This window comes from Streptomyces coeruleofuscus (assembly GCF_039532725.1).
Lineage (GTDB): Bacteria > Actinomycetota > Actinomycetes > Streptomycetales > Streptomycetaceae > Streptomyces > Streptomyces coeruleofuscus.
The window spans coordinates 304,965-331,329 of sequence record NZ_BAAASE010000005.1 but is presented as its reverse complement, the minus strand read 5'-3'; the positions used below and the strand labels follow the sequence as shown (position 1 = coordinate 331,329).

The following is a 26,365-nucleotide window of genomic DNA, read 5'->3' as shown; positions in this document are numbered from 1 at the left end:
TCGTGCGCTATCAGCGGCTGCTCGTACCGGCCCTCGCCCTGATCCTCCTGATGGTGCCCGCGATCTCCGCCCGGGCACAGGGTGAGGAAGTTCCGCGCGGCCCCACCTTCGCCGCGCGCGCTCTTCAGGCGCTGATCGACGGTATCCAGTTCGGGGTGATCATCGCGATCACCTCGGTCGGGCTCTCGCTGATCTTCGGCACCATCCACCTGATCAACTTCGCGCACGGTGAGTTCGTGACGATCGGCGCCACCTTCGCGTTCTTCCTCAACGTCTCCGCGGCCGGCCCGGGCTGGCACCTGATCCCCGCCGCCCTCGCCGCGGTGGTCTTCGGCGCCCTGCTGGGCGGCGCCGTCGATCGCGGCATCTGGCGCCCGCTGCGCGCTCGGGGCACCGGGCTGATCAACATGTTCATCGTCACCATCGGGCTCTCGCTGGTGCTGCGCCACGTCGTACTCGTGCTGTACGGAACCCGTCCCGCCTCCTACGCGCAGTACGACATCCAGAGCACGATCGACCTGGGGCCGGCCGGCATCACCCCACGGGACCTCACGGTCACCCTGCTCGCCGTGCTGGTGCTGCTCGGCGTCGCCGCGCTCCTCCAGAAGACGCGGATCGGCACGGCCGTGCGGGCCGTCTCCGCCAACCGCGACCTCGCGGAGGCGTCGGGCATCGACGTGCAGCGGGTGGTGCTGTTCGTGTGGATGCTCGCCGGCGGACTGGCCGCGCTCGGCGGGGTCTTCTTCGGCCTGGTGGAGATCGTCACCTGGGACATGGGCTTCAAGCTCCTGCTGCTCATGTTCGCGGGGGTCATCCTGGGAGGGCTCGGCTCCGCCTACGGTGCCATGGTCGGCAGCCTCGTCATCGGCATCGTCGCCCAGATGTCCACCCTGTGGTTCCCGGTCGACCTTCAGTACGCCTGGGCGCTGCTCGTCCTCATCCTCGTCCTCCTCGTCCGGCCGCAGGGCATCCTCGGCCGGGCCGAACGCGTCGGGTGAGGGGTGCGCCATGGACTTCTCGGCCATCGTCACCGACGCCTTGCGCTCGGGAATCGGCCCCATCGCCGCCGTCTACGCCCTCGCCGCGATGGGACTGAACCTGCACTTCGGCTACACGGGGCTGCTGAACTTCGGCCAGGTCGGTTTCATGCTGGTCGGCGGCTACGGGCTCGCCATCACGGTGTCGACGTACGACGGCCCGATGTGGCTCGGCGTCCTGGGCGGCATCGCCTGCGCGATCGTGCTGGCCCTGCTCCTCGGCCTGCCCACCTTGCGGCTGCGCGCCGACTACCTCGCCATCACCACGATCGCGGCGGGCGAGACGCTACGGCTGTTCTACCGCTCCAGCTGGGCCGAGCCGGTCACCGGTGGGGTGTTCGGGCTCCAGAGGTTCGCGAACGACTTCTACGAGCTCAGCCCCATCGACCCCGGCACTTACGGCGTGTGGCTCGTGAGGTTCAGCTCCCGCGACCTCTGGGTGATGATCGTCGGATGGGCGCTGGTGCTCGTGGTCGGAGGTCTGATGGCCCTGCTGATCCACAGCCCCTGGGGCCGTGTCATCCGGTCGATCCGTGAGGACGAGGTCGCCGCCCGCAGCCTCGGCAAGAACGTCTACGCGTACAAGATGCAGAGCCTCGTGCTCGGCGGCGTCATCGGGGCCGTCGCGGGCATGATGCAGGCGATCCAGGTGCAGTCCGTGAACCCGGACAACTACGATCCGGGCGTCACGTTCTTCCTGTACACGCTCCTCGTGCTGGGAGGCGCCGGGCGGATCCTCGGGCCGGTCGTCGGCGCGGTCCTGTTCTGGTTCGTCCTCAGCTTCCTCGACAGCGCGCTCCGCCAGGCCATCGACGCCGAGTACATCTCGCCGGACCTCGTCAGCACGTCGGAGGTCGGCGCGGTGCGCTTCGCCCTGGTCGGCGTCGCCCTCATCCTGCTGGTCGCGTTCCGGCCACAGGGCATCCTCGGCAGCCGGAAGGAGATGCTGCTCAGTGGCCGCTGACCCTGCAGGGCCCCACCCGGGCCCGCTCTCCGCGATCGACCCCGAGCCGGGGGTGCGCAAGCCCGACCCCCTGCTGGTCCTGGATCAGGTGAACCGCACCTTCGGCGGCCTCGTCGCCGTGCGGGTCGAGCACCTGGAGGTGCAGCGCGGGGCCATCACCGCGCTCATCGGACCCAACGGCGCCGGGAAGACCACCCTGTTCAACGTGGTGAGCGGGTTCGACCGGGCCGACGGCGGCCGGTGGTCGTTCGACGGACAGCCGCTCACCGGCGCCCCGGCGCACCGGGTGGCGCGGCGGGGAATGGTCCGCACGTTCCAGCTCACCAGGACGCTCGCACGGCTCACCGTGCTGGAGAACCTGCTGCTCGCCGCGCCCGGGCAACGCGGCGAGGGGGTGCTGCCCGCGCTGCTGCGACCGCTGTGGCGCGGGCAGGAACGGGAGTCCGAGCGCCGGGCCGACGAACTGCTGGACCGGTTCCGGCTCGGGCCCCTGCGCGACGACCACGCCGGCACGCTCTCCGGGGGGCAGCGCAAACTGCTGGAACTGGCTCGCGCGCTGATGGCCCGGCCCGTCATGCTCCTGCTCGACGAGCCGATGGCCGGGGTGAACCCCGCGCTGACCCAGTCGCTGCTCGGACACATCACACGGCTGCGCGACGAGGGGTTGACGGTGTGCTTCGTCGAGCACGACATGGACGTGGTGATGGGCATCAGCGACTGGGTGGCCGTCATGGCCGACGGCCGCCTGGTGGCCGAGGGCCCACCGCACACGATCGGCCGGAACGCCGCCGTCGTGGACGCCTACCTGGGCAAGCGGCACGACGAGCCGGAGGCGACCGACAGGAAGGGCGAGGAGGAGTAGCGATGTCCGCCGAGGAGCAGGTACCGGTGCTGGCGGCCGACGACATCGTCGCCGGCTACGTCCCGGGTGTCGACGTGCTGCGCGGATGCAGCGTGGAGGTGCGGCCGGGCGAGGTGGTCGGCGTGATCGGCCCCAACGGCGCCGGAAAGTCGACGCTGGTCAAGGCGGTCTTCGGGCTGCTGCGGGTGCGCGGCGGGACCGTGCGGCTGCGGGGCGAGGACGTGACCGGCCGGCCCGCGCACGAGCTGGTCCGGCGGGGCGTGGGCTACGTACCGCAGCTCCAGAACGTGTTCCCCACGCTGACCGTCGAGGAGAACCTGCGGATGGGCGTGTATCTGCGGCCCAAGGACCACGCGCGGCGGGTCGCGGCGGTCGAGGAGCTCTTCCCCGTGCTGGCCGACCGCCGCAGGCAGAAGGCCGGCGCGATGTCCGGCGGCGAACGCCAGATGCTCGCGATGGCCCGCGCCCTGATGATGGAGCCGCAGCTGCTGCTGCTCGACGAGCCGTCGGCCGGCCTGTCACCGCTCCACCAGGACCACGTCTTCGACCGGTGCAGAATGATCAACAGCGCGGGCGTCGCCGTGCTCATGGTCGAGCAGAACGCCCGCAGGTGCCTTCAGCTCTGCGACCGCGGCTACGTCCTCGACCAGGGCCGCAACGCGTACACCGGCACGGGTACGGCCCTGCTGCACGACGAGAAGGTGATCGAGCTCTACCTCGGCACACTCGCCCGCGTCCGTTGACTCCCTGTCCTCGGTCCTGCCTGTCAGCCCTCCCGGTCACTCCTCGGCCTGGCTGGTCTCGGTGCGCAGGGTCTGCAACCGTCCCTCGTCGTCGTAGCCGTACACCTCGATCGTCGCCTGGCCGGGTTCGCCCTTGTCGGTGAAGTTCAGCGGACCGCTCACACCCTCGTAGTCGATGTCCCTGCCGTCGGCGAGCAGCTCCTTGCAGGCGGCGAACGAGTTGCACTTCTCGCCGTCCTTGGTGATCCCGTTCATCTCCTTCACGTAGTCGCCAGGATCGTCGGACTCGGCCTTCTCGGCGGCCAGCGCGATTGTCGTCACGCAGTCGAACACCTGCGGTGCGAACTGGAGCTCCTTCAGTTTCGGCGCGAATTCCTTGAGGTCCTTCACGTACTGGTCGTTCTCCGCCGATGCCGGCGCGGTCCCCTTCATCCCGGAGAGCCTCTCGGGCTGGCCGGGGGCGACCAGCGAGGGCAGTTCCTCGCTGCGCAGTCCGTCGGCGCCGTAGACGCCGATCTGGTCGGGTCCGATTCCGGACTCGATCATGCCCTGAAGGATCTGGGCGCCTTCCTCGAAGGCGATCACCACGGCGGCGTCCGGCCTGGAGTTCTCGATCTGCTGGGCGACCTGGTCGAAGTTGGTCGCCTTCGGGTCGTATGTCTCGGCGAGCGTCACCGTCGCACCGCGCTCCTCCAGCGTCTTCCGGGTGGCCTCCATCAGGCCGCGCCCGTAGTCGTCCGCCCGTGCGACCAGGGCCACCCGGTCGTGACCGTCGTCGCGGACGACATCCGCCAGGATGGGCCCCTGCAAGGCGTCGCTCGGGACGGTACGGAAGTAGAAGCCGTCGTCCTCGTAGTCGGTGAAGGTGGGAGCGGTGTTCGACCCCGAACACTGGACGACGCCCGCTCCGGTCACCCGGTCGATGAACGCCAGCGACATGCCGGAAGCCGCGGCGCCGACGATCGCGTCCACGCCTGCCGCGAGGACCCGGTCCGCCGACTGTGCGGCAACCGCCTCCTGGCCCGCCTCGTCACTGGAGACCACAGTCGGCACGGGCTTGCCCAGGACTCCGCCCGCGTCGTTGATCTTCTGTATCGCGAACTTCAACGACTCGATCTGGGGTGGGCCGAGGTAGGCCAGCTGTCCCGTCTCCGGCAGGACGTAGCCGAACTGGAGCTCACCATCGCCCGGCTCGGCCTGGGCAGTGCCCGTCGTACCGCAGACGGCAATCACAAGAGCAGCCGCGCTTGCGAAGATCCCGGACCGCCTTATCGACGCTTTCATCTCCGCCTCCGCTCGTTACAGGCGGCGGTGGTCGACTGGCCGGCCCTCCGCCCGCCATCTGTACACGAGCGTAGAACTCATTCGGAGTCCGGAAAAGTATGAAACGTACACTTTTTTGAATGATTGCCCCTCGCGCCCCTGGCCCTGCGTTCCCTCGGCGGGGCACGCAGGGCCTCTTGATCAGGACTGGAGACGCTCCCTAGTCGCGTACGGTGACGCGCTCCGTCTCCTTCGGGGTGGACTTGGCGACCACGACGGACGGCCGCTCCCGCCGGGTCCGCAGGCCCGTGAGGGTGATCAGCAGGCCGGCGAGGGCGATGAGCGTCACGACCACCAGTCCGGGCCGGTAGCTGTCGAGAACGGCCTGCGGGGAGGCGTTGCCCCGCTCGGGGGCGTTCGCGGTCACCACGGCCGTCACCACGGCGAGGAAGATCGCGCCGCCCACCTGGACGGATGTGTTGAGCAGCCCGGAGACCATGCCCTGCTCGTGCTCGTCGACGCCGTTGGTGGCCTGGACGTTGAACGACGGGAAGGTCAGCGCGAAGCCCGAGCCGACCAGCAGCATCGTCGGCAGGATCACCGCCGCGTAGACCGGGTCGAGGTCGATGCGCAGGAACAGCACGTAGCCGGTCACCATCAGGGCGAAGCCCAGCACCATCAGCCGGGCCGTGCCGAACCGGTCGATGACGGCCCCCACCTTCGTCGCGGACAGCGCCACCAGCGCGCCCGCGGGCAGGAAGGCCAGGGCCGTGTGCAGCGCCGACCAGCCGAGCAGCTGCTGCATGTAGAGGGTCACCAGGAACTGGAAGCCGATGTAGCTGCCGACGAACGTCAACGCGCCCAGCTGAGCCCGCACTTGCGGCCCCGAGCGCAGCACGCCGAGCCGGATGAGCGGGCTCGGGCTGCGCCGCTCGACGGCGACGAAGGCCGCCAGCAGGACGGCGACGGCGGCGAAGGACAGGACGGTCCGGGCCGATCCCCAGCCCACCTCGGGCGCCTCGACGACGGTGAAGACGAGCAGCAGCATCGAGGTGGTGCCGAGGACGGCGCCGGGGATGTCGTAGCCGCCCCGGCCGCGCTCGCGCTCACTGCGCGGCAGCAGCTTCAGGCCCACGAACAGGGCGATCAGCGCGATGGGAGCGGGCAGGAGCATCGTGAGCCGCCAACTGGCCTCCGTGAGCAGGCCGGAGAAGACCAGGCCCATCGAGTAGCCGGTGGCGCCGCAGGTGGTGTAGATGGCCAGGGCCCGGTTGCGCAACGGGCCCTCGGGGAACGTCGTGGTGATGATCGACAGGCCGGCGGGGGCCGTGAAGGCCGCGCTCAGGCCCTTGATGAAGCGGCTGGCGATGAGCAGCGGCCCCGAGTCGACGAGACCGCCGAGCAGCGAGGCCAGCGCGAAGACGCCCAGGGCCACCAGGAAGACCTGGCGCCGGCCCAGCAGGTCGGCGGCGCGTCCGCCGAGCAGCAGCAGGCCGCCGTACCCCAGGATGTAGCCGCTGACGATCCATTGCAGTGCCGAGGTCGACAGGCCGAGGTCGGCACCGATGGAGGGCAGTGCGACGCCGACCATGGACACGTCCAGGGCGTCCAGGAACATGGCGGCGCAGAGCACCAGCAGGGTGCCCCAGAGCCGGGGAGTCCAACGCCCGTCGGACGTGGGGGAGGTGAGCGGAGAGGTCATGCCCCGAGACACTACATGCGCATGCATGAGATGCAAGCGCATTTAATTCGGGTGCAACAATCCTGGTTCTCTGTTACGGTGCCGCGCATGGCGGCGAAGCAGGCCGAGCAGGCGCTCGTGGAACAGTGGCGGGACATTCTGGCGCTGCACGCGCGAACACAGTGCGAACTGGACCGGGTTCTGCACGACCACGGCCTGTGCGCCAGCGACTTCGAGGTGCTCGACGTCCTCGCCGGATGCCGGGCGGCGAAGGGCACTCCCTCCTACCGCGTCCAGGAGATCTCCGAGCGGATCCATCTGAGCCAGAGCGCGCTGTCACGGCTGATCGCCCGGCTGGAGAAGGAAGGGCTCGTCGAGCGCTGCATGTGTCCGGAGGACCGGCGGGGTGTCCGCGTCGCTCTCACGGCGAAAGGGCGCACGCTGCACGGTGAGGTGCTGCCCGTGCAGCGCGCGGTGCTGGCGCGGATGCTGGCCGACGACAGGCCGTAGCCCGGTCAAATCCCTGATGTCTCCCGCCACAGCTCGGCGAGCGCCTGGTCGCCCGTGACCGACGGCAGGGGAGCCCGGTTCCACAGCGCCAGGTACAACTGCTCAGCCGTACCGGACAGTTCGCACTCCGCCTCCCCGGAGGCGCCTCGGGTGGTCACGGGGGGCTCGGACGACAGTCGTACGGTCCACACGGCGTCGGTGTCGTCCGTGCGCACCCGCAGGACGCGCGGCTCGTCGGTGCGCACCCGGCTCCTGGAGCGGGCGTGGAAGCCGCGCAGCAGTTCGTCGATGCCGTCGGTGGCGAAGTCCGGGGTGACGGCAGTGGTTTGCGTCCCGCGTGCGGCCTCCGCGTCGAACCGGTGCACGGCCGTCTCGTGGGCCTGCCGCCGGGTCCAGAAGGCCAGCGGGGACGGCGCGGGCAGGAAGAACCAGCACTCCACATCGGGCGCGGCGTCGGCCAGCGCGCCGACGAGGAGACGGTGGCTCTCGCGGTACCAGGCCACGAGCTCCGCGCCGTCGAGGTCCGGGACCTCACCCAGCGGACGGCGCTCGGTGTGCCCCTCGGCGACGTAGGACGCGGCCCAGCGGTGCACCGCGCCCGTGTGCCGCAGCAGATCACGCACGTGCCACTCCGGGCACGTCGGCACCTTCGCGTCCGTCCCGGCCTCCTCGGCGGCCGCGGCCAGCAACCGGCCTTCTGTCTCCAGCGTCTGAAGGAACTCGGCGGTCTCCATGGCGCGAGTCTGCCGTACGGAGGCACTCCGGGCGCCGGAATTTCCCAGGGAGCGTTACGGCAGCGGTGTGCCGCCCGTGGCGTTGACGATCTCCGCGGTGATGTACGACGCGTCCTGGGAGGCGAGGAAGACGTACGCCGGAGCCATCTCGGCCGGCTGCGCGGGCCGCCCGATGGGCGCCTGCTGGCCGAACTTCTTGGTGTCCGGCATCGTCGCCGGGATGAGCGGCGTCCACACCGGGCCGGGTGCCACGGCGTTGACGCGGACGCCCTTGTCGATCACCATCTGCGCCAGCCCCTGCGTGAAGGTGACGATCGCGCCCTTGGTCGTCGCGTAGTCCAGCAGATGCGGACTGGGCTTGTAGGCCTGCACCGACGTCGAGTTGATGATGCTGCCGCCCTCCGGGATGTGCGGCAGGGCCAGCTTGCACAGCCAGAACATGCCGTACAGGTTGGTGCGCATCACCCGGTCGAACTGCTCGGTGGAGATCGCCTCGATGCCGTCGGGCTGCGACATCTGGTACGCCGCGTTGTTCACCAGGACGTCGATCCGGCCGAACTCCGCTACGGCACGGTCGATCAGCGCCCGGCAGTTCTCCTCCTCCCGTACGTCGCACGAGACGGGTACGGCACGCCGACCGGCCTCCTCGACCAGCCGGGCGGTCTCGGAGGCGTCGTCCTTCTCGTCATCCAGGTGGGTGAAGACCACGTCGGCCCCCTCCCGGGCGAACGCCAGGGCGACCGCGCGGCCGATCCCGGAGTCCCCGCCGGTGATCACGGCCTTGCGGTCGGTCAGCCGGCCGCTGCCCCGGTAGGACTCCTCACCGTGGTCCGGGGGCGGGTCCATGGGGCCGGTCCAGCCCGGGTGCGGCTGGTCCTGGGAGGGAAACTCCGGGTTGGGGTGCTGTTCGCCGGGGTGCTGCTGATCGGTCACGGGTCTGCCTCCTTGTGCATGGCGTACGGCCCGGTGATCACAACCGCTGATCACAACGGGCGGGGCCCCGGGTACCCCGCTGCCGGGGTACCGATCACCTGGCTGCGGACTTGCCCGGCTGCCGGCAGAAGGATCAGCGCGCCGCGGCGCCGCGCGTCGCGAAACCGATGGCCGCCGCCACCGCGGCAAGGATCGCCACGCTGGTGAGCGCGGCCGGCAGGGAGAACCAGTCCGCCATGAACCCGATGGCGGGCGGCCCCAGCAGCATGCCGCCGTAGCCCAGCGTGGAGGCCGTGGCGACCCCACTGGGGCCGGCGAGCGCGCCCGCGCGTTCCACTGCCACGGGGAAGAGGTTCGCCAGGCCGATGCCCGTGACCGCGTACCCGAGCAGGGCCGCCCACAGGGCGGGGGCGAGCGAGCCGAGCAGCATCCCGGCCGCCGCCGTGGCGCCGCCCGCCACGACGGTCCGGGTCCGCCCCAGACGTTCCAGGAGCGTCGTGCCGGTCAGGCGGCCCACGGTCATGGCCAGCGCGAAGCAGGAGTAGCCGATGGCCGCGGCACCCGGCGAGGCGCCCAGGTCCTCTTCCAGGTGCAGGGCGCCCCAGTCGGCCAGCGCCCCCTCGCCGTACGCGGTGCACCCCGCGATCAGGCCGAAGACGAGCACGAGTCCCCGGGTACGCCCGTCGAGCCGGCGCGGGGCGGCGCTCTCCGCGGGCCGTTCCCGTTCCGGTGGCGCCGGCGGCTTCTGCCGCAGGAGCGTGGGGCCCGCCACGGCCGTCACGAGCAGGCCGACCACGGTGAGCAGCAGCAGGTGCCGGGTGGGGGAGAGGGACCCCGCGACCAGAGCGCCCAGCCCCGCGCCGATCATGCCGCCCAGGCTGAACGCGGCGTGGAAGCTCGGCATGATCGGCCGCCGCATCGCGGCCACGAGGTCCACGGCGGCGCTGTTGAAGGCGACGTTGATCCCGCCGTACGCGGCGCCGAAGACCAGCAGGACGAGGCCGAGCGCGAGGGCCGAGTGGGTCAGCGGGGGCAGGGCGACGCTGAGGGAGAGCAGGACGGCGCAGACGACGGTGACCCGGTGGTTGCCGTAGCGGCGGCACAGGCGGCCGGTGAGGATCATGGTGACGACGGCTCCGGCGGAGACGCCCAGGAGGGCCAGTCCGAGGGCGCTGGCGGAGGCGCCGGTCTGTTCCTTGATGGCGGGGATGCGCACGACCCAGCCGGCGAAGACGAAGCCGTCCAAGGCGAAGAAGACGGTGATCGCGGTACGGAGTCGGGTGAGGGAGTTGCCGTCGCCCGGCACGGCACTGTGCGTTCGGGGTTTGTTTATTTGCGGCACAAAATCAGGCTAGGTGGGTGCGCGCGCCCCGACAAGGTGCGCCGCCGGGACGAGAAGGTGCGACGCTGGGACGAGAGCCATCCGCCGAGGGAACTCGGGAGCGCAAATGGGACGTGACGTGCCGGCCCTGGTGTTCACACGGGAGGACCGCCGTCGGTACCGGGCCAAGATGCAGACCGACCTCGAAGTGCTGGCCCGGATGCTGCGCGAGTCCAGCTTCGAGAGCGAGCGCCCCCGGGTCGGGCTGGAGATCGAGCTCAACCTGGTGGACGACCACGGGCTGCCCGCGATGCGCAACACCGAGGTGCTCCAGGCGATCGCCGACCCCGCCTGGTCCAGCGAGCTGGGCCGCTTCAACCTGGAGATCGACATCCCGCCCCGGGAGCTGACGACCGGCGGCCCCGGAGCCTGGGAGCAGACGATCCGGGACGCCCTGAACCACGCCGAGGACCGCGCCGCGGCCGTCGGTGCGCACCTGATCATGGTCGGCATCCTGCCCACCCTGGACGAGGCGGACGTCAGTGAGACCGCTCTCTCCGGTGACCCGCGGTACCGGCTGCTCAACGAGCAGATCTTCGCGGCGCGGGGCGAGGACCTGCGGATCAGGGTCGATGGTGTGGAGCGCCTGTCGACGTACGCCGACACCATCACCCCCGAGGCCGCGTGCACCAGCACCCAGTTCCATCTCCAGGTCGCCCCCAAGCAGTTCGCGGACTACTGGAACGCGGCCCAGGCCGTCGCCGGCGTGCAGATCGCCCTGGCGGCGAACTCGCCCTTCCTGTTCGGCAGGGAGCTGTGGCGTGAGACCCGTATCCCGCTGTTCGAGCAGGCCACCGACACCCGCCCCGAGGAGATCAAGGCCCAGGGCGTGCGGCCCCGGGTGTGGTTCGGGGAGCGGTGGATCACCAGCGTCTTCGATCTCTTCGAGGAGAACGTGCGCTACTTCCCGGCCCTGCTGCCGCTGTGCGACGACGAGGACCCGCAGCGGGCGCTCGACAGCGGCGGCGTCCCGCAACTGGGCGAACTGACCCTGCACAACGGCACGATCTACCGCTGGAACCGCCCCGTCTACGCCGTCACCGAGAGCGGTCCGCATCTGCGCATCGAGAACCGGGTGCTGCCCGCCGGCCCCACCGTGGCCGACATCATCGCCAACGGCGCCTTCTACTACGGCCTCACCCGCGCCCTGGTCGACGAGGACCGGCCGGTGTGGACGCGGATGTCCTTCACGGTCGCCGAGGAGAACCTGCACACCGCGGCCCGCGACGGCATCGACGCCCGCCTGTACTGGCCCGGCACGGGCGAAGTGCCGGTCACGGAACTGGTGTTGCGGCGTCTGCTGCCGCTGGCCCACCGGGGTCTGGAGCTGACCGGTATGGACGCGGAGTGGCGCGAACCCCTGCTGGGCATCATCGAGCAGCGCTGTGTCACCGGCCGCAACGGCGCCCTGTGGCAGGCGGAGATGGTCCATCATCTGGAGAAGACCGGCGTCTCCGACCGGCGTGAGGCTCTGCGGCAGATGACCGCCACGTACATGGACTACATGCACATGAACGCGCCCGCGCACACCTGGCCCGTGGACTGACCGCCGCGGCATCGCCGGGTCACGCGGGGCTGGGCGCGGCCCGGCCGCCCCGCTCCTCGGCGGCGCCGCCCCAGTCCTCGGCGGTCGTCAGCGGGACGGGGGCGGGCGGCCGCGCCGACGTCGTCAGCTCGATGCGCCGTCCCTCGGCCGAGGAACGCAGGAGCGCGGTCATCGTCTCCAGCACGTGCAGGGCGAGATCGCCGCTCGCGCGCGGTGCGCGCTGCCCGTCGGCGGCGAGGAAGTCGAGCAGCCCGACTCCCCGTGCGCCGTCGACGTAGCCCGCGGACGGAGGGAGCGTGCGCCACTGTGTGTCGCCGAGTTCGAAGAGCCGTACGTCGCCGTCGAAGCGGTTCGGATCCGGGACGGCGAGCGTTCCCACCTCGCCGTGGACCTCGATCGGGGAGGCGGTGGTGGCCACCCCGTCGAAGCTCGTCGTGATCGTCGTCAGTGCCCCGTCCACGTGCTCCAGCACCCCGGAGACATGGCTGTCCACCTCCACCGGTATCCGCTCTCCCGTACGCGGGCCGGAACCGATGACCCTCTCGGCGCGCAGCCGGCTGGACGCGCCCGTCACGGCCCGCACCGGGCCCAGCAGATGGACCAGGGAGGCGAGGTAGTACGGCCCCATGTCCAGCAGGGGGCCGCCGCCCTCGGTGTAGTAGAAGTCGGGGTGCGGGTGCCAGCGTTCGTGGCCCGGGGTGACCATCACGGCCGAGGCGAACAGGGGGCGTCCGATGCTCCCGGCCGCCAGGGCAGCCCGCGCCGTCTGAACTCCGGTGCCCAGCACGGTGTCCGGCGCGCACCCCACTCCGACTCCCGCCCGCGCGGCGGCCGCCATGACGGCGTGGGCGTCGGCGAGCGTGGCGGCGAGCGGCTTCTCCCCGTAGACGTTCTTGCCGTGGCCGATGGCCCCGAGGGCGATGTCGGCGTGCGCCCCGGGGGTGGTGAGGTTCAGCACCGTGTCCACGTCCGGGCTGCTCAGCAGCTCCTCGACGGTCAGCGCCAGGACGCCGGGCAGTCCGGCGGCGACCGCTGCCGACCGGGAGGCGTCGAGGTCGGCGACCGCGGTCACGCGCACGGCGGGATGACCGACCAGCGTGTCCAGGTACGCGCGGGAGATGACTCCGAGCCCTACGACGCCGATGCGGTGCGCGTCGCCCACAGCATGCCCCTCTCGATGATGGTGCGGACGTTGGGGTTCTCCAGCACGTCGAGGCTGTGCCCCGGCGTCGTCACCACGATCCGCCCGGCCCCCCACCGGCGGGTCCAGACCGCCGGCGAGGTGACCGGCCGGTGCCAGGGCTCCCACGGCCGGGTGGGGTGCGTGGTGGTGGCCAGGACGTCGATGAGGTCGTCGTGGAGCACCCAGTACTGCTCGGTGTGCAGCTCGAAGTCCTCGATGCCCGCGGTGACGGGGTGCTCGCGGCCGGTTTCGGTGAGGGTGATGGTGTGCGGCAGGAAGTTGTCCTCCGATCCGCCGCGGCGCTCGCACGGTTCCCTGCCCGGGTGCGTGGCGAACTGCCCTCCCACCAGGTGGAGGTAGTCGGACGAGGCGCGGAACGAGTCGGCGATGCCACCGTGCCAGCCGGTGAACCCGGTGCCGGCCACGACCGCGGAGCTCAGCCCCGCGAGCTGCTCGCGCGTGATCTCCGACATCGTGACGCACTGCACGATCAGGTCGGTGCCGGCCATCTCGGCGGCGTCGGCGTAGACGTCGGTCGACTCCTCGACCCGGACGGCGTATCCGTTGCTCCGCAGGAAGGGCAGGAACAGTTCCGTTGCCTCGACCGGCTGGTGCCCCTCCCAGCCGCCGCGGACCACCAAGGCCTTCTTCAGCGTCATCGTGATCTCACTATGCGCCGGACGCCCGCGCCCACGAAAGGGGGCCGGGCCTCACGAAAATTTCGCTGACGAGGCCCGGGCGCCGACCGTCCAGCAGGCCGCGGTGAAGCGGACTTCCGAGCCGTGCACGAAGGGCTCGAAGGCGGCACGGACCGTCTCGACGACCCGCTCGCGGGTCTGCTCGTCCACCTCGGGCAGGTACATGCCCACCGGACCGAGCCGGGTGAAGTAACGGACCAGCTCCTTCTCGGGCAGGGTGCAGACCACGTCGACCGGCCGGATGTCGATCCCGGTCCAGCCGCTCTCCGCCAGGATGCGCCGGACCTTGTCCGCGTCAGCGAAGGCGAACTGTCCCGGCTCGTCCGGCCGGCGGACGGGCAGGTCCGGAAGCAGCGGTGACGCGGCGCGCTGGGCCGTCGTCATGAACGGGTTCTCGGCCGGATCGCGCCAGACGACGCACCGCAGCGCGCCCTCGTCCCTGACGGCGCGCCGGAGGTTGGCGAAGGCCCGGACGGGATCGGGGAAGAACATGACACCGAACCGCGAGACGACGGCGTCGAAGGCGCCGGGTTCGAAGGCGTGCTCCTGTGCGTCGGCGCAGACGAACGACGCCGGTACGTCCTCCTGTTCGGCGTACTCCCGGGCTGTGCTGATCATCGGTTCGGAGATGTCGACGCCGACACAGCGACCCTCCGGACCGAGCCGTCGCGCCACGGCCAGCGTGAGGCCGCCCGTACCGCAGCCGACATCGACCACGTGCCGCGCCTGTTCGGCGGCGACCGCATCGACGAGGAGCTCCTCGATGGGCCTGAACATCTCGTCCAGTACTCCCTTCAGCTCGCCCCACGCGTGACCGGCGGGCCCTTTCCAGCGGGCTGCCTGCTCGTCGTCGGCCCTGCGCGCAGCGTCCATGACTGTCTCTCCTTCTGGTTGCCTTCGTCGTGCCGGGATGACAGCGTTCTACTTCAAGTCGACTTGAGGTCAATGCAGAATGGCAGAACTGGACATCGCCGAAGTGTCGCACCGCGCCGGGGTCCCGGCATCGACCCTGCGCTACTACGAGGAGAAGGGTCTGATCTCCTCGACGGGCCGGCGGGGCCTGCGCCGCCAGTACGACCCGGGCGTACTGGAACGGCTGGCGCTGATCGCCCTGGGGCGGACGGCCGGGTTCTCGCTCGACGAGATCGCGCTCATGTTCGCGCCGGACGGGCAGCCGCGTATCGACCGGCAGATGCTGGCGGCCAAGGCGGACGAACTGGACCGCAGGATCCGTGAACTGGGCGTGCTGCGCGACTCCCTGCGCCACGCCGCCGCGTGCCCCGCGCCGAGCCATATGGAGTGCCCCACCTTCCGCCGCCTCCTCGACGCCGCGGCGTCCGGAGGAGTCGCCGTGCCGGGCAGGCGGGTTCCCGGCGGATAAGGGACGTCGGAAGACACCAGCACCGGGCAAGGCCTCGCCGCCGGGCGAGCCCAGCCCGCGCAAGCCCCGCCACCGGGTAAGCCCCCCGGCCACCGGGCGAGCCCCTGCGCGGGCAAGCCCCAGCCGCCGCGCAAGCCCTGCCCGGTGCCACCCGCCACCGCCGCCGCCGGCTCCGTCGGCGTCGTCACCGTCGGCAGCCCTCGCGCCTGAAGCTTCCCGAGCGCGTTCGGGGCGCCGTGTCGTCGATGACCGGCGTTCAGCACTCGCTTGGCCGCGTGGTGAGCACAGACGTGGTCGGCGCCAGCGGGCCATCAGTTCTTCGGGGCGGGGTCTCCCCGAACTTGACTCTCGCAGGGCCGAGTTGAAGAGCGAGTTCCCGGCCTGCCCCGGGCACGCGCTCCTAGAGTGACCCTCATCCGACCGGAAGCAATGGAAGCACAGGAAACACCGGAAACAGGGGGAACGCATGACCGAGGACACCCGCGGCGCGGCACGCGCGATCATCGACGGGAACCTGTACATGGTGCTGGCCACCGTCGGCGCGGACGGCGCCCCCTGGGCCTCGCCCGTCTTCTACTCCACCGAGGACGGACGGGACTTGTACTGGGTCTCGTCCCCCGAGGTCACCCACTCCCGCAACATCGCCCATGAGCCCCGGATCGGCATCGTCCTGCACGACTCCCGGGCCCCGGTGGGCACGGCGGGTCCCCTCGCCCTGTACCTCAGCGCCACGGCGGAGGAACTCCACGGGGAGGAGGCCCTGGAGGGCCTGCGGGTGATCCCCGGCCCCGCCGGGCGCGGCGGCCGCTCCCTCGCCCCGGAGGAAGTGCGTCCGCCCGCCCCGTGGCGGGTGTACCGGGCCCGGGTCAGCGAGTACTCGATGATCTGCCCCCGCGGGGACGGACGCTGCGCCGAACACGGGCTGGACTACGAACACCGCGCCGCAGTCCGTTTCTGACGAGGGATCACACAGCGTCCCACACCCTCACCCCCCGCGTTTTGGAACAGCACTTCTCCTGCCCTGCATCAGCGCTGTACGGGCGCTAACCGGCATCCCACGACAGTTGGATCACCGCTCCCGCCAGGGAGAACGGGGACCGAAAGGGACGGCCACATGAGCACCGGCAGGACACCACAACGCAGGGCCATACTCACCGGCGGGCTGGCTGCCACCGCAGCCATGCTCACCGCCTGTTCGTCGAACTCGGACAGCACGAACGGGGGGAAGACGTCGGCCGTGGGCGCGGCGAAGACCCCCTCGCCCTCACCCGCGGCGGGCCCGCGACCGGACTCGCCCTGGGCGGCGTTCGCCCGGCTGATGGACGGCAACAAGCGCTGGGTGGACGGAAAGCTCCAGCACCCCGACCGTGACCCGAAGCGGCGCGAGTTCGTCGCCGAGGCGCAGGACCCCTACGGCGTCATCCTCTCCTGCATCGACTCCCGCGTTCCGCCGGAGCTCGTCTTCGACACGGGCCTCGGCGACCTGTTCGTGATGCGCACCGGCGGGCAGGTCGTGGGACCGGTGGTCGTCGGTTCCGTGGAGTACGGGCCGATGACGTCCGGCACCCCGCTGATCGTGGTCCTCGGACACCAGCGCTGCGGTGCCGTCAAGGCGGCCTACGAGGCGATGCGCGACGGCAAGAGGCTGCCCGGCAACCTCCAGGCGATCTCCGACGCCCTGCGGCCGGCCTACCGGGAGACCACCAGGGGGAAACACACCGACCCGGTCGACGCCATGGTGCGGATCCACACCAAGCAGACCGCCGCCGAGCTGCGTACCAACCGGGACCTCGCCCCGCTCGTGAAGAAGGGCGACCTGGCCGTCGTCAGCGCCTACTACTCGCTCGACACCGGCCGCGTGGAAGTCCTCACCGGCGCGCCCTCCGCCTGATCCGGTGAGATGACGTCGACCGGGCGGGAAAATCGTTCCACGCCCGGTCACGTTGTCCTTCACGGGCGCCCGTGAAGGACACCGTCGTGCCTGATCGCACGGCTTGCGACGGCGAGGGGGTGGACGCCGTTCCGGCACGCCATGATCTCGGCCGCCGATGGCGAGCCGTGGCTGGGCAGTTGGAGCGGGAGGCGTGACGTACGCGCGGGCGCTGGATGTGCCGCCGGGGCCCGATGCGGCTGTGGCGTGAGCGTCGAGTTCGACATCCAGCACAGGCCCGTCACCCTGCTCGGCCTCGGCCAGGACGCCGACGGCAGCCTGTCCTTCGTCACCTCCGAGGACACCGTCGTACCGGGGCCTCTGCCGGAGATCGGCAACACCACCAGGTGTGACGGGGAGATCAGGGCCGCCCCGCCCGGAGATGGGTGTCTCCCCCGCCCGGACATGGGTGCGGGCACCGATGGTGACGGGCCCGTAGCCCGTGTGAGGCTGGCGGCGTCGCCGAGGCTCGCGTCGGTTGTCGTGGCCGCGGCCTCGGGCGGCGCCGAGACGCGCACGACGCCGTCCGACCCAGCCCCACGAAGGAGGAGCCCCTATCCATCCCCGCACGGTGAAACGATCCGCCCCCAGCGCGCCGACGAAGGCGGTGACCCGTGGGACACGCTGACAGCCTCCTGGCCATGGGCGGAGCCTTCCTGGCCGCCGCCCTCCTCGCCCGCCTCGGAGGAAGGATCGGACTCCCGACCATCCCGCTCTTCATGCTCGCGGGCATCCTGCTCGGCCCGCACACCCCGGGCCTGGTCATAGTGGAGGACGCGCACGACTTCGAGATGCTCTCCGCACTCGGACTGGTGCTGCTGCTGTTCTACCTGGGCCTCGAATTCCACCTCGACGACCTCAGGAGCGGCGGCCGGCGCCTGCTGACGGCGGGTGGCATCTACCTGCTGCTCAACGTCGGCGCGGGGCTGGTCTTCGGGTTCGCGCTGGGCTGGGGTGTCCGGGAGGCGCTGGTGCTCGCCGGCGTCCTGGGGATCTCCTCGTCCGCCATCGTCACCAAGATCCTCATCGACCAGGGCCGCATCGGCCGCCCGGAGACCCGCCTCATCCTGGGCGTCATCGTGGTCGAGGACATCTTCCTGGCCCTCTACCTCGCCGCGCTCCAGCCGGTCATCGGCGGCGCACAGGACATCGGCGACACCGTCCTCCAGAGCGCCAAGGCCTTCGGCTTCCTGCTGGTACTGGCCGCGGCCGCCCGCTACGGCACGAAACTGGCCGGGCGCCTGATCGCCACCCGCGACAACGAACTGCTCGTCATCAGCTTTCTCGGAGCGGCCGTCCTCGTGGCGGGAGTCGCCGAGGTCCTCGGAGTCGCCGACGCCATCGGCGCGTTCATGGTCGGCCTGATCCTGGCCGGCACGCCCTCCGGCCCGCGCATCCGGGAACTCGTGCACCCGCTGCGCGACGCCTTCGCGGCGATCTTCTTCTTCGCCTTCGGGCTCTCCATCGACCCCGGCGACATCGTCTCCGTCGTCGGACCGGTCACCGCGGCGGCGGCACTGACCGTCGTCATGAACGTCGTCGCGGGACTCCTCGTCGCCCGCGTGTACCGCTACGGCACCGAGCCCGCCGCCGAGATCGCCACCACCCTCGTGGCCCGCGGGGAGTTCGCCCTGATCCTGGCCGCCATGGCCGCCGGCGCCGGACTCGACGCCCGCCTCGCCCCGTTCATCGCCGGGTACGTCCTCGTCCTCGCGATCCTCGGGCCCATCGCCGCCGGCCGGGCCCACCTGCTCGCCCGCGCGCTCCGCGCCGCCCAGGACCTCCGGCCCGGCCGCACGGCCCCGTCGTACGACACCGAGCCCCGCCCCCGGGACGACAGCACAGCCGCGTCCGCCTCCGCCGCAACGCCCGCCGAGGCCGAGCGCTGACCCACTCCCGGCTCGGCGCGCGGATCAGCTCCAGACGGTCCTTCGTGCCGGGCTTCTGGAGCAGGTCGGCGCGGTGGCGCTGGTTCCCGAACAGCACACCTGGGTCGGTGTTCGACGAGCAGGGCACGCGCACGCCTACCCGGGATGGGGGCACCTCCGGCGCGTCGCCATCCGTGCCACAACCCATCCCCGGCCGAACATCCGCCTCACGGAAGGGCGTTCGTGGGGGGCGGCCACCGGGAAGGATGAGGATTGGACCTGATGGCGGACCCCGCTGGAGGAGGGAGAAGCTGAAGCCCTGGTGAGACCGGCCGCGCCGCGCGTCGGCGGGCTGTCTCCCTCAGCACCGCCACGCGGCCCGACACCCAGGACTTGCCATGGCCTCGGCCGTGCCCTGCCTCGAAGCGCTGTCGGGTTCCGGGAAGGAGAAGCCGTGCCCCAGTCCGAAGACCAACGTCTCGTCGACCTCGAAGCACGACTCGAGCGGGAGGACCCCAGGTTCACCCGGGCCATGAGGTCAGGCCGCCCGGCCCGGCCCCGGGAGTACCGGCGTACCGGAGCCTGGTGGGCGCTGGCCTTCGGCGTGGCCGTCCTGGGCTCCGGCATCGCCCTGGCACAGGGGCTGCTCATCGCGGCCGGGCTGGTCCTCGTCGGCATGGCGGCGCAACTGGTCGACCCGGATCCGAGCAGCCTGGGGCGTCAGCGGCAGAGGCGATGGTGACCTGTGCGGCAGCCGGACCTACGCCCCGGCCCACTTCCGCAGCAGCGCCTCGCGTTCCTCGCGCTGCGGGGTGCCTTCGGCCGCGTGGTCACGGCCCCAGGCGAGGAGGTCGCCGATGTCGGTGCCGCCGTCGGCGAGCCGCTGGAGGAGGGTGACGGAGAGCTCGTACTCGGAAGGCAGGTAGATCCCTCCGGCGACGGCCGCGTGCACATCGACCTGGACGGTCTCCTCGGCCGTCGCCACCTCCACGGAGAAGGCGGGCGGCAGGTCGCCGTAACCCGTGACCGCGACGAGCGCGGCGTCGAAAGCCATGGATGCCAGCCTCCGCATCTCCGACCGCACGGGCACGTCGCGCGTCTCGATCCGGACCACCTCGTCCCACGTCCAGAACCTGCCCCGGCCGGCCCCCAGCACCTCGACGCCGTCCTCGGACAGCCGCACCCCGGAGGCCGCCCCCTCGGGCTCGGCCCCCACGTACACCGAGTCCTCGCCGATCCAGAACAGGCCGACCATCGCCATGAACGCCTCCCGCCGGTGGTCCGGGGGAGAGCTGATCTCGCCCCCCGTTTCGCCGTAGGAGACGGGCGTGACCGGCGAGAGGTTGCGATCTTTCCGGCCGGACCGGCGTGGGTGAATGCCGCCGTCAGGGTGTGGCCGTAACCCATGTGAACGTCCTGGATGGTGGGACGGCCCGGGATGACTGACGGTGGTGCACGTCGGGGCCGGGTCTCGTGAGCTGGCGAGGCGTCAGCGCCCGGTCCGTGACGGAAGGACTCACCGATGCGCTCTGCAGGCATGCTGCTCGCGACGGCCACGGCCACGGCCGCCCTCGCGATCGCCGCACCCACCGCCTACGCCGAGACGATGGGCGACGGGGACCACGACTCCACTTCCTACAGCAAGGAGCACGACAAGGACGGCAAACACCACAAGCCGCGCGGCGGGATGCACACGGGTGGCGGAGCGCTGGCCGCCGTCACCGCGGACGACGCGGCCACCCGCGACCACGACGAGCACGGCAAGCATGACGAGCACGGCAAGCATGACGAACACGGCAAGCACGACGAGCACGGCAAGCATGACGAGCACGGCAAGCACGGCAAGCATGACGAGCACGGCAAGCACGACGAGCACGGCAAGCACGAGAAGGACTCCGGGCACGGCGACAAGCACCACAAGCCGCACGGCGGGGTGGACACGGGTGGCGGAGCGCTGACCGGCGTGAACACGAACGACGACTGGGACCCCAAGCACGACCCGGACACCTACAAGGACAGCGAGCACGGCGACGACTCCTGGGGCGACAAGCACGAAGAGGACCCCTGGGGCGACGAGCACGGCAAGGACGACGACCACGAGAAGGGCTCCTGGAACGGCGACAAGCACGACAAGCCGCGCGGCGGGATGCACACCGGTGGCGGCGGGCTCGCCGCCGCGCCGGGCGTCACGGCCGGCGGACTCGCGGTGCTGGCGGTGGCCGGCACCGGCCTGTACGCCCTGCGGCGCAAGAAGGCCTCACAGGGTGTGGCATGACCGAGGCCTGACCGCATAGCCGCCGCGGCCGCCGCACGTGCTCCTCGCGTCGCGGCGGCCCGGCTCGTCCTCCCGCGCGCCGTGTCCGCTGCCGTGCCCGAATGAGGTGGTCTTCGTTGGCAGCCAGCCCCAGCCCCAGCCCCAGCCCCAGCCCCAGCCCCAGCCCCAGCCCCAGCCCCAGCCCCCCGTCCCCTGCCGAACCCGGCCCCGCGCCGTCGAAGCGGCGATTCCGCACCGTCGTGTCGGTCTTCTGGGGTCTCGCCGCCCTGGTGCTGACCGTGAGCCTGGTCGCCGGCCGTGGCGAATCGTCGTCCGACGCCGGCGGTCCGCCGCACGCCCCACCGGCCGTCCCGACGGCCGCGCCCGTCACCTCCGCCGCTTCGGCCGTGCCCGACGCGCCGCACCGGACCGCCGAGTCCGGGACCGGCCCGCGTCTGCCGCGGTCCCGGCCGGTCCGCCTGCACATCCCCAAGATCTCGGTGAACGCGCCCTTCACCGACCTCGCCATCGGCCGTTCGGGTCAGCTCGAACCGCCTCCGGCCGACGACACCAACCTCGTCGGCTGGTACGCGAAGGGCGCTTCGCCCGGCGAGGCCGGAACGGCGATCATCGCCGGGCATGTGGACACCGCGACGTCCCCGGCCGTGTTCGCGGGGCTCAGCGCGCTGAAGAAGGGCGACCGGTTCCATGTGGCGCGAGCCGACGGCAGCAGGGCGACCTTCGTCGTCGACGGCGCGGAGTCCTTCGACAAGGACGACTTCCCCAGCGAGCGCGTGTACGGCGACACCCCCGACGCCCAGGTCCGGCTCATCACGTGCGCGGGTGCCTACGACCGTAAGGTCCGGGACTACACCGAGAACCTGGTGGTCTTCGCCCACCTCGTCTGACTTCCGGGTCCCCGGCCTGACTAGGTGTTTTAAAGTGACTGCACCAGCTTCAGGCGACTGTGGGACCTGTGAGGTATTCGCGAACCATGACGACCGAAACGTTTGAGTTCCAGGTAGAGGCACGTCAGCTGCTCCAGCTGATGATCCACTCGGTCTACTCGAACAAGGATGTCTTCCTGCGGGAGCTCGTCTCCAACGCCTCCGACGCGCTGGACAAGCTGCGCCTGGAGAAGCTGCGGGACGACTCGCTCGACGCCGACGTGTCCGACCTGCACATCGAGATCGACGTCGACAAGGAGGCCCGGACCCTCACGGTGCGGGACAACGGCATCGGGATGTCGTACGACGAGGTCGGACGGCTCATCGGCACCATCGCCAACTCCGGTACGGCCACCTTCCTGAAGGAGCTTCGGGAGGCCCAGGACCCGGCCGGTGCCGAGGGGCTCATCGGCCAGTTCGGCGTCGGCTTCTACTCCGGCTTCATGGTGGCGGACGAGGTGACGCTGGTGACCCGGCGCGCCGGCGAGGGCCAGGGGACCCGCTGGACGTCCAGCGGAGAGTCCACGTACACGCTGGAGAAGGTCGACGACGCGCCGCAGGGCACCTCCGTCACGCTCCACCTCAAGCCCGCCGACCCGGAGAACCAGCTCCACGACTACACCTCGCCGTGGACGATCAAGCAGATCGTCAAGCGGTACTCGGACTTCATCACCTGGCCGATCCGGATGGTCCCCGAGGCGGCCGACGGCGAGGACGCGCCCGAGCCCGAGACGCTGAACTCGATGAAGGCCCTGTGGGCGCGGTCGCGCGACGAGGTGTCCGACGACGAGTACCACGAGCTGTACAAGCACATCAGCCACGACTGGCGCGAGCCGCTGGAGACGATCCGGCTCCAGGCCGAGGGCACCTTCGAGTACCAGGCCCTGCTCTTCGTCCCCTCGCACGCCCCGCACGACCTGTTCACGCGGGACTTCAAGCGCGGCGTCCAGCTGTACGTGAAGCGCGTCTTCATCATGGACGACTGCGAGGCGCTGCTGCCGCCCTACCTCCGCTTCGTCAAGGGCGTCGTCGACGCGCAGGACCTGTCGCTCAACGTCTCCCGCGAGATCCTCCAGCAGGACCGCCACATCCGGATGATGCAGCGCCGGCTGACCAAGAAGGTCCTGTCCACGATCAAGGAGATCAAGACCAAGGACGCCGACCGCTACGCCACCTTCTGGCGCGAGTTCGGCACCGCCCTGAAGGAAGGCCTGGTCACCGACTCCGAGAACCGGGACGCCATCCTCGCCGTCGCCTCGTTCGCCACCACGCACGCCGAGGACGAGCCGACCACGCTCGCGCAGTACGTGGAGCGGATGAAGGACGGCCAGGACGACATCTACTACATCACCGGCGAGTCCCGGCAGAGCATCGAGAACTCCCCGCACATGGAGGCCTTCCGGGACAAGGGCATCGAGGTCCTGCTGCTCACCGACGCGGTCGACGAGGTGTGGGTCGACGCCGTCGGCGAGTACGAGGGCAAGAAGCTGCGCTCCGTCGCCAAGGGCGAGATCGACCTCGACGGAGAGAAGGACGAGAAGGCCGAGGGGGAGCGGGAGAAGCAGGCCGAGGACTACGCGGGACTGCTCGGCTGGATGCGTGAGCAGCTGGACGAGGACATCAAGGAGGTGCGTCTGTCGGCGCGGCTCACCGTCTCCCCGGCCTGCGTCGTCTCGGACGCGCACGACCTGACCCCGGCCCTGGAGAACATGTACCGGGCGATGGGCCAGGAGGTGCCGCGCACCAAGCGGATCCTCGAACTCAACCCCGGCCATCCGCTGGTGAAGAACCTGAACGAGGCGTACAAGGAGCGCGAGGACCGCTCGGGTCTCGTCGAGTCCGCCGAGCTGCTCCACACGCTGGCGGTACTCGCCGAGGGCGGCCAGCCCAAGGACCCCGCACGCTTCGTCAAGCTCGTGGCCGACCGCCTGGAGCGCACGCTGTAGGCAGGGAGCGGATCAGCGGGGGTCCGGGGCGTCCGCCGCCCGCGCGCCGGGCGGGGGCGTGCCGGTGCCCGGCGGGACGATCTCGCCCTGGACCACCCGCGGCGCGGCTCCGGCCTCCGCGTCCGTCGCGGCGCGTGCCTCGGCCTTGAGGATGCGGGCCGACTTGCCCGCCGACCGGGCCAGTTCGGGCAGCTTCCTGGCTCCGATCACGGCTATGACGACGATGAGGAGGATCGCGAGCTCGCTCAGTCCGAACATGGTGTCCTGTCCTTTCTCGCCCGAGCCGGGCACGGCGCGAGCGTATCGGGCGGGGAGCACGGTGTGACCCCCGCCTCGGCATGTGCGACCGCCGGATGCCGGAGCAGATGGGGCAGGATGCCGCGGTCGAGCAGGGCCTGCCGCCAGGCGAGCCGGGCGTGCTCCACGCGGTCGGCCCGTCCGCCCAGGGCCGAGCGCAGCAGCGCGGCCAGGCCGACGAGACCGGTCACGGCCGCCACGAGTGCCAGCGTCCAGCCGGCCGCGACGAGCGATCCGGGCAACGGGCCCGGTGCGTCGGCGACTTGGAGCAGGCTGCCGAGCAGGAGCAGAGCCCCGGCGGACGTCGCCGCCACGAGCGGCGTGAGCACCGCGAGGGCGGGCAGCAGAGTGCCGTTGGCGAGCGGGCGCCGCGCGTCCTGCCGGGCGGCGGTCCGGGCGGCGCGGTAGGCGCGGTAGGGCTCGCCGACCGCCGCCGCGATGTCGTCGGCGTGGGCGAGCGCGTGGGCGCGCAGCTGTGCGGCCGTCCTGCCGGTCGGGTCGGCGCGCACGGCGCGGTGGATGTCGGCGGTGCTCAGCGCCAGATCCAGTACCGCTTCGAAGTCCGCGCGGTCCTCGGGGTGAAGGCGGGGCCGATCGGCCACAGGGTCTCCTTGCCGGTTGCTGTGTCGGACGTCTGTACCGAACGCAGTGAAATCTACAGCACTGTAGAAGTAGAGGGGACCGGCCCCGCGGATCTATACGATGTCCGCAGGGCACGGCAGGGCGGCGAAGGGAGACAGGGCGGTGACGGAACCCCGGCAGCGTCCCCGGCGGGGGCAGGGCGAGCTGGAGGCGCTGGTGCTGTCGGCACTGCGCGAGGCGGACGGTCCGGTGACGGCCGGCTGGGTGCAGGAACGCCTCGGCGGTGACCTCGCGTACACAACGGTGATCACGATCCTGACCCGGCTGCTGGGCAAGGGCGCCGTCACCCGGGAGCGGGTGGGCCGGTCCTTCGCGTGGACGCCCGCCGCGGACGAGGCGGGACTGGCCGCCCGGAAGATGCGCAAGGTGCTGGACGCCGAGAGCGACCGCGAGGCCGTGCTGGCCAGCTTCCTCACCGGCCTCGGCCCGGACGACGAGCGGCTGCTGCGTGACCTGCTGGATCAGGCCCATGGCGAGGGGGAAGACTGAAGCCTCATGGGGGTCTTCGTCTTTCTGCCACTGGTTCTCCCGCTCACGGCATGGCCGGTCGCGCGTCTGGCCGAACAGCATCTGCATCCGCGCACCGCGACCCGGTTGCTGACCGCGATGGCCGCGGTGCTGGCGCTGTGCAGCACGGTGTGCCTGGGTCTGGTCATGGTGGTCGGCACCGCCCAACTGCCCGGCAACCCGCTGCCCGACGGGTGGTCGGACCCCGAGGTGCGGGCGGCGGTCCCGTTCGACGAGTTCGTCGGCAAGGCCGCGATTCCCGCGCTGTGCGCGGTGGTCGTCGCCTGTGCCCGCACAGTGTGGCGGCACGCCCGGGTACGCAGCCGGGCCCATCGCGCGCTGGCCGGGCTGCCGGACACGGAGGTGGCCGTACTGCCGGACGGTGCTCCCTACGCGTATGCGCTGCCCGGTCGTGGGCGCCGTGGCGTTGATGCTCCGCGCGGCGGTGCTCGGCGTGGCGGTCGCCCGGGCGATGGTGAGCCGTGTGGCCGCGCCGGGCGCCGTGTCCGTGGTCGGCGCGGGGGGCGTGTCGTGGTGACCACGGCCCTGCTGGACCGGCTCCGGCCGGCCGAGCGCCGGGCTCTGTTCGCCCACGAGCGGGCGCACCTGGCCGCCCGGCACGACCGTTTCCTGCTCACCGTGCAGCTGGCGGCCCGGGCCAACCCGTTCCTGCGGCCGCTGCGCACCGCCGTGGCGTACACGGCCGAGCGGTGGGCGGACGAGGAGGCGGCCCGGGCGATCGGCAGCCGCCGTACGGTGGCGCGTGCCATCGGCACGGCCGCCCTGGTCTCCCGGGGCACTCCGGCGCCCACGCTCGCGGGACTCGCCGCTCCGGGACCGGTGCCGCGCCGGGTGGCGGCCCTGCTCGGCCCGCCACCCGTCGTACGGGACTGGCCCCCGGTCTTCACCTCGGTCGGGCTGGCGGCGTGGGGCGCGGCGGCCGGAACGGCCGTGTCGGCGATGTCGTCCGCGAACTCCGCCGTCACGATGGTGCTCATCCTGCACGCCGCGACGCCCCTTTGAGGGGGGTGCCGCTTGCCGCGGCACCCCTGTGAGGC

The 26,365-nt window shown here is 71.3% G+C and carries 27 protein-coding genes; 16 read left to right on the top strand and 11 right to left on the bottom strand.

Annotation, left to right across the window (positions count from 1 at the left end):
* Nucleotides 1-2 precede the first annotated feature (2 nt).
* Genes ABFX81_RS21015 through ABFX81_RS21000 form a run of 4 tightly spaced genes read left to right on the top strand, consistent with a single transcriptional unit; the run spans nt 3 to nt 3,606 of the window.
* Nucleotides 3-998, top strand: coding sequence for a branched-chain amino acid ABC transporter permease (locus ABFX81_RS21015; protein ID WP_346138482.1), 996 nt, complete (start codon nt 3-5; stop codon nt 996-998).
* A 10-nt stretch (nt 999-1,008) separates the two neighbouring features.
* A complete protein-coding gene (locus ABFX81_RS21010) occupies nt 1,009-2,001 on the top strand; it encodes an ABC transporter permease subunit (RefSeq protein WP_086839913.1) in 993 nt (330 codons plus the stop codon).
* A complete protein-coding gene (locus ABFX81_RS21005) occupies nt 1,991-2,863 on the top strand; it encodes an ATP-binding cassette domain-containing protein (protein ID WP_086839911.1) in 873 nt (290 codons plus the stop codon). Before ABFX81_RS21010 ends, ABFX81_RS21005 begins: the two co-directional genes overlap by 11 nt.
* Nucleotides 2,864-2,865: 2 nt before the next feature.
* The gene (locus ABFX81_RS21000) at nt 2,866-3,606 is read left to right on the top strand and encodes an ATP-binding cassette domain-containing protein (protein ID WP_086839909.1); all 741 of its coding nucleotides are present in this window, start codon (nt 2,866-2,868) and stop codon (nt 3,604-3,606) included.
* A 36-nt stretch (nt 3,607-3,642) separates the two neighbouring features.
* Here the strand turns inward: ABFX81_RS21000 and ABFX81_RS20995 are convergent, their stop codons facing one another.
* The gene (locus ABFX81_RS20995; protein ID WP_346138481.1) at nt 3,643-4,839 is read right to left on the bottom strand and encodes an ABC transporter substrate-binding protein; all 1,197 of its coding nucleotides are present in this window, start codon (nt 4,837-4,839) and stop codon (nt 3,643-3,645) included.
* A gap of 250 nt (nt 4,840-5,089) precedes the next feature.
* Complete coding sequence (locus ABFX81_RS20990; protein WP_086839905.1) at nt 5,090-6,571, bottom strand: MFS transporter; 1,482 nt, start codon at nt 6,569-6,571, stop codon at nt 5,090-5,092.
* Between the two features lie 87 nt (nt 6,572-6,658).
* Here ABFX81_RS20990 and ABFX81_RS20985 point away from each other — a divergent pair, with 87 nt between their 5' ends.
* On the top strand, nt 6,659-7,060 hold the full coding sequence (locus ABFX81_RS20985; protein ID WP_086839903.1) for a MarR family transcriptional regulator: 402 nt from the start codon (nt 6,659-6,661) through the stop codon (nt 7,058-7,060).
* Nucleotides 7,061-7,065: 5 nt separating this feature from the next.
* Here ABFX81_RS20985 and ABFX81_RS20980 read toward each other — a convergent pair whose 3' ends face one another.
* From ABFX81_RS20980 to ABFX81_RS20970, 3 genes are all read right to left on the bottom strand, one after another.
* Nucleotides 7,066-7,794 carry a maleylpyruvate isomerase family mycothiol-dependent enzyme gene (locus tag ABFX81_RS20980; protein ID WP_086839902.1) on the bottom strand — a complete coding sequence of 243 codons (729 nt, stop codon included), beginning with the start codon at nt 7,792-7,794 and terminating at the stop codon, nt 7,066-7,068.
* A gap of 54 nt (nt 7,795-7,848) precedes the next feature.
* Nucleotides 7,849-8,727 (bottom strand): SDR family oxidoreductase, encoded by an 879-nt coding sequence (locus ABFX81_RS20975; protein ID WP_086839900.1) that lies wholly within the window; start codon nt 8,725-8,727, stop codon nt 7,849-7,851.
* Nucleotides 8,728-8,860: 133 nt separating this feature from the next.
* Nucleotides 8,861-10,033 carry an MFS transporter gene (locus tag ABFX81_RS20970; protein WP_086839898.1) on the bottom strand — a complete coding sequence of 391 codons (1,173 nt, stop codon included), beginning with the start codon at nt 10,031-10,033 and terminating at the stop codon, nt 8,861-8,863.
* A 142-nt stretch (nt 10,034-10,175) separates the two neighbouring features.
* On the opposite strand from ABFX81_RS20970, the gene ABFX81_RS20965 reads away from it, so the two are divergent.
* A complete protein-coding gene (locus ABFX81_RS20965; protein ID WP_346138480.1) occupies nt 10,176-11,654 on the top strand; it encodes a glutamate-cysteine ligase family protein in 1,479 nt (492 codons plus the stop codon).
* A gap of 19 nt (nt 11,655-11,673) precedes the next feature.
* Here ABFX81_RS20965 and ABFX81_RS20960 read toward each other — a convergent pair whose 3' ends face one another.
* From ABFX81_RS20960 to ABFX81_RS20950, 3 genes are read right to left on the bottom strand one after another with little or no spacing between them, the layout of a single operon-like run.
* Nucleotides 11,674-12,816, bottom strand: coding sequence for a Gfo/Idh/MocA family protein (locus ABFX81_RS20960; protein WP_086854166.1), 1,143 nt, complete (start codon nt 12,814-12,816; stop codon nt 11,674-11,676).
* The gene (locus ABFX81_RS20955; RefSeq protein WP_086854165.1) at nt 12,786-13,496 is read right to left on the bottom strand and encodes a ThuA domain-containing protein; all 711 of its coding nucleotides are present in this window, start codon (nt 13,494-13,496) and stop codon (nt 12,786-12,788) included. Before ABFX81_RS20955 ends, ABFX81_RS20960 begins: the two co-directional genes overlap by 31 nt.
* 51 nt (nt 13,497-13,547) lie before the next feature.
* Complete coding sequence (locus ABFX81_RS20950; RefSeq protein WP_086854164.1) at nt 13,548-14,408, bottom strand: methyltransferase domain-containing protein; 861 nt, start codon at nt 14,406-14,408, stop codon at nt 13,548-13,550.
* A gap of 79 nt (nt 14,409-14,487) precedes the next feature.
* On the opposite strand from ABFX81_RS20950, the gene ABFX81_RS20945 reads away from it, so the two are divergent.
* The 5 genes from ABFX81_RS20945 (at nt 14,488) to ABFX81_RS20920 (ending at nt 19,456) form a co-directional block, all read left to right on the top strand.
* A complete protein-coding gene (locus ABFX81_RS20945) occupies nt 14,488-14,916 on the top strand; it encodes a MerR family transcriptional regulator (RefSeq protein WP_086854163.1) in 429 nt (142 codons plus the stop codon).
* A 466-nt stretch (nt 14,917-15,382) separates the two neighbouring features.
* The gene (locus ABFX81_RS20940) at nt 15,383-15,874 is read left to right on the top strand and encodes a pyridoxamine 5'-phosphate oxidase family protein (protein ID WP_086855219.1); all 492 of its coding nucleotides are present in this window, start codon (nt 15,383-15,385) and stop codon (nt 15,872-15,874) included.
* A 156-nt stretch (nt 15,875-16,030) separates the two neighbouring features.
* Nucleotides 16,031-16,807, top strand: a complete 777-nt coding sequence (locus tag ABFX81_RS20935) for a carbonic anhydrase (RefSeq protein ID WP_346138479.1) — start codon at nt 16,031-16,033, stop codon at nt 16,805-16,807.
* Nucleotides 16,808-17,460: 653 nt separating this feature from the next.
* Nucleotides 17,461-18,735 carry a cation:proton antiporter domain-containing protein gene (locus ABFX81_RS20925; protein ID WP_086855417.1) on the top strand — a complete coding sequence of 425 codons (1,275 nt, stop codon included), beginning with the start codon at nt 17,461-17,463 and terminating at the stop codon, nt 18,733-18,735.
* A gap of 433 nt (nt 18,736-19,168) precedes the next feature.
* Nucleotides 19,169-19,456, top strand: a complete 288-nt coding sequence (locus ABFX81_RS20920) for a DUF3040 domain-containing protein (RefSeq protein ID WP_086855416.1) — start codon at nt 19,169-19,171, stop codon at nt 19,454-19,456.
* Nucleotides 19,457-19,474: 18 nt separating this feature from the next.
* On the opposite strand, the gene ABFX81_RS20915 is transcribed toward ABFX81_RS20920, so the two are convergent.
* Nucleotides 19,475-19,975 (bottom strand): hypothetical protein, encoded by a 501-nt coding sequence (locus ABFX81_RS20915; RefSeq protein ID WP_086855415.1) that lies wholly within the window; start codon nt 19,973-19,975, stop codon nt 19,475-19,477.
* A 261-nt stretch (nt 19,976-20,236) separates the two neighbouring features.
* Between ABFX81_RS20915 and ABFX81_RS20910 the strand changes: the two genes are divergently transcribed.
* The 3 genes from ABFX81_RS20910 to htpG all read left to right on the top strand — a co-directional run bounded on the left by ABFX81_RS20910 (nt 20,237) and on the right by htpG (nt 23,861).
* Nucleotides 20,237-20,989, top strand: coding sequence for a hypothetical protein (locus ABFX81_RS20910; protein ID WP_346138478.1), 753 nt, complete (start codon nt 20,237-20,239; stop codon nt 20,987-20,989).
* A 239-nt stretch (nt 20,990-21,228) separates the two neighbouring features.
* Entirely contained in the window at nt 21,229-21,876 is a 648-nt protein-coding gene (locus ABFX81_RS20905; protein WP_346138477.1) for a class F sortase, read from the top strand.
* 86 nt (nt 21,877-21,962) lie between these two features.
* Nucleotides 21,963-23,861, top strand: coding sequence for a molecular chaperone HtpG (htpG, locus tag ABFX81_RS20900; RefSeq protein WP_346138476.1), 1,899 nt, complete (start codon nt 21,963-21,965; stop codon nt 23,859-23,861).
* A gap of 12 nt (nt 23,862-23,873) precedes the next feature.
* Here htpG and ABFX81_RS20895 read toward each other — a convergent pair whose 3' ends face one another.
* Both ABFX81_RS20895 and ABFX81_RS20890 read right to left on the bottom strand, forming a co-directional pair.
* On the bottom strand, nt 23,874-24,119 hold the full coding sequence (locus tag ABFX81_RS20895) for a twin-arginine translocase TatA/TatE family subunit (RefSeq protein ID WP_346138475.1): 246 nt from the start codon (nt 24,117-24,119) through the stop codon (nt 23,874-23,876).
* Complete coding sequence (locus ABFX81_RS20890; RefSeq protein ID WP_086851063.1) at nt 24,107-24,760, bottom strand: hypothetical protein; 654 nt, start codon at nt 24,758-24,760, stop codon at nt 24,107-24,109. The genes ABFX81_RS20895 and ABFX81_RS20890 overlap by 13 nt, the downstream gene beginning before the upstream one ends.
* A gap of 142 nt (nt 24,761-24,902) precedes the next feature.
* On the opposite strand from ABFX81_RS20890, the gene ABFX81_RS20885 reads away from it, so the two are divergent.
* Together ABFX81_RS20885 and ABFX81_RS20880 are read left to right on the top strand one after the other, a co-directional pair.
* Nucleotides 24,903-25,289 (top strand): BlaI/MecI/CopY family transcriptional regulator, encoded by a 387-nt coding sequence (locus tag ABFX81_RS20885; RefSeq protein ID WP_059415059.1) that lies wholly within the window; start codon nt 24,903-24,905, stop codon nt 25,287-25,289.
* Between the two features lie 6 nt (nt 25,290-25,295).
* Nucleotides 25,296-26,330, top strand: coding sequence for a M48 family metalloprotease (locus ABFX81_RS20880; RefSeq protein WP_086851059.1), 1,035 nt, complete (start codon nt 25,296-25,298; stop codon nt 26,328-26,330).
* Nucleotides 26,331-26,365: the final 35 nt, after the last annotated feature.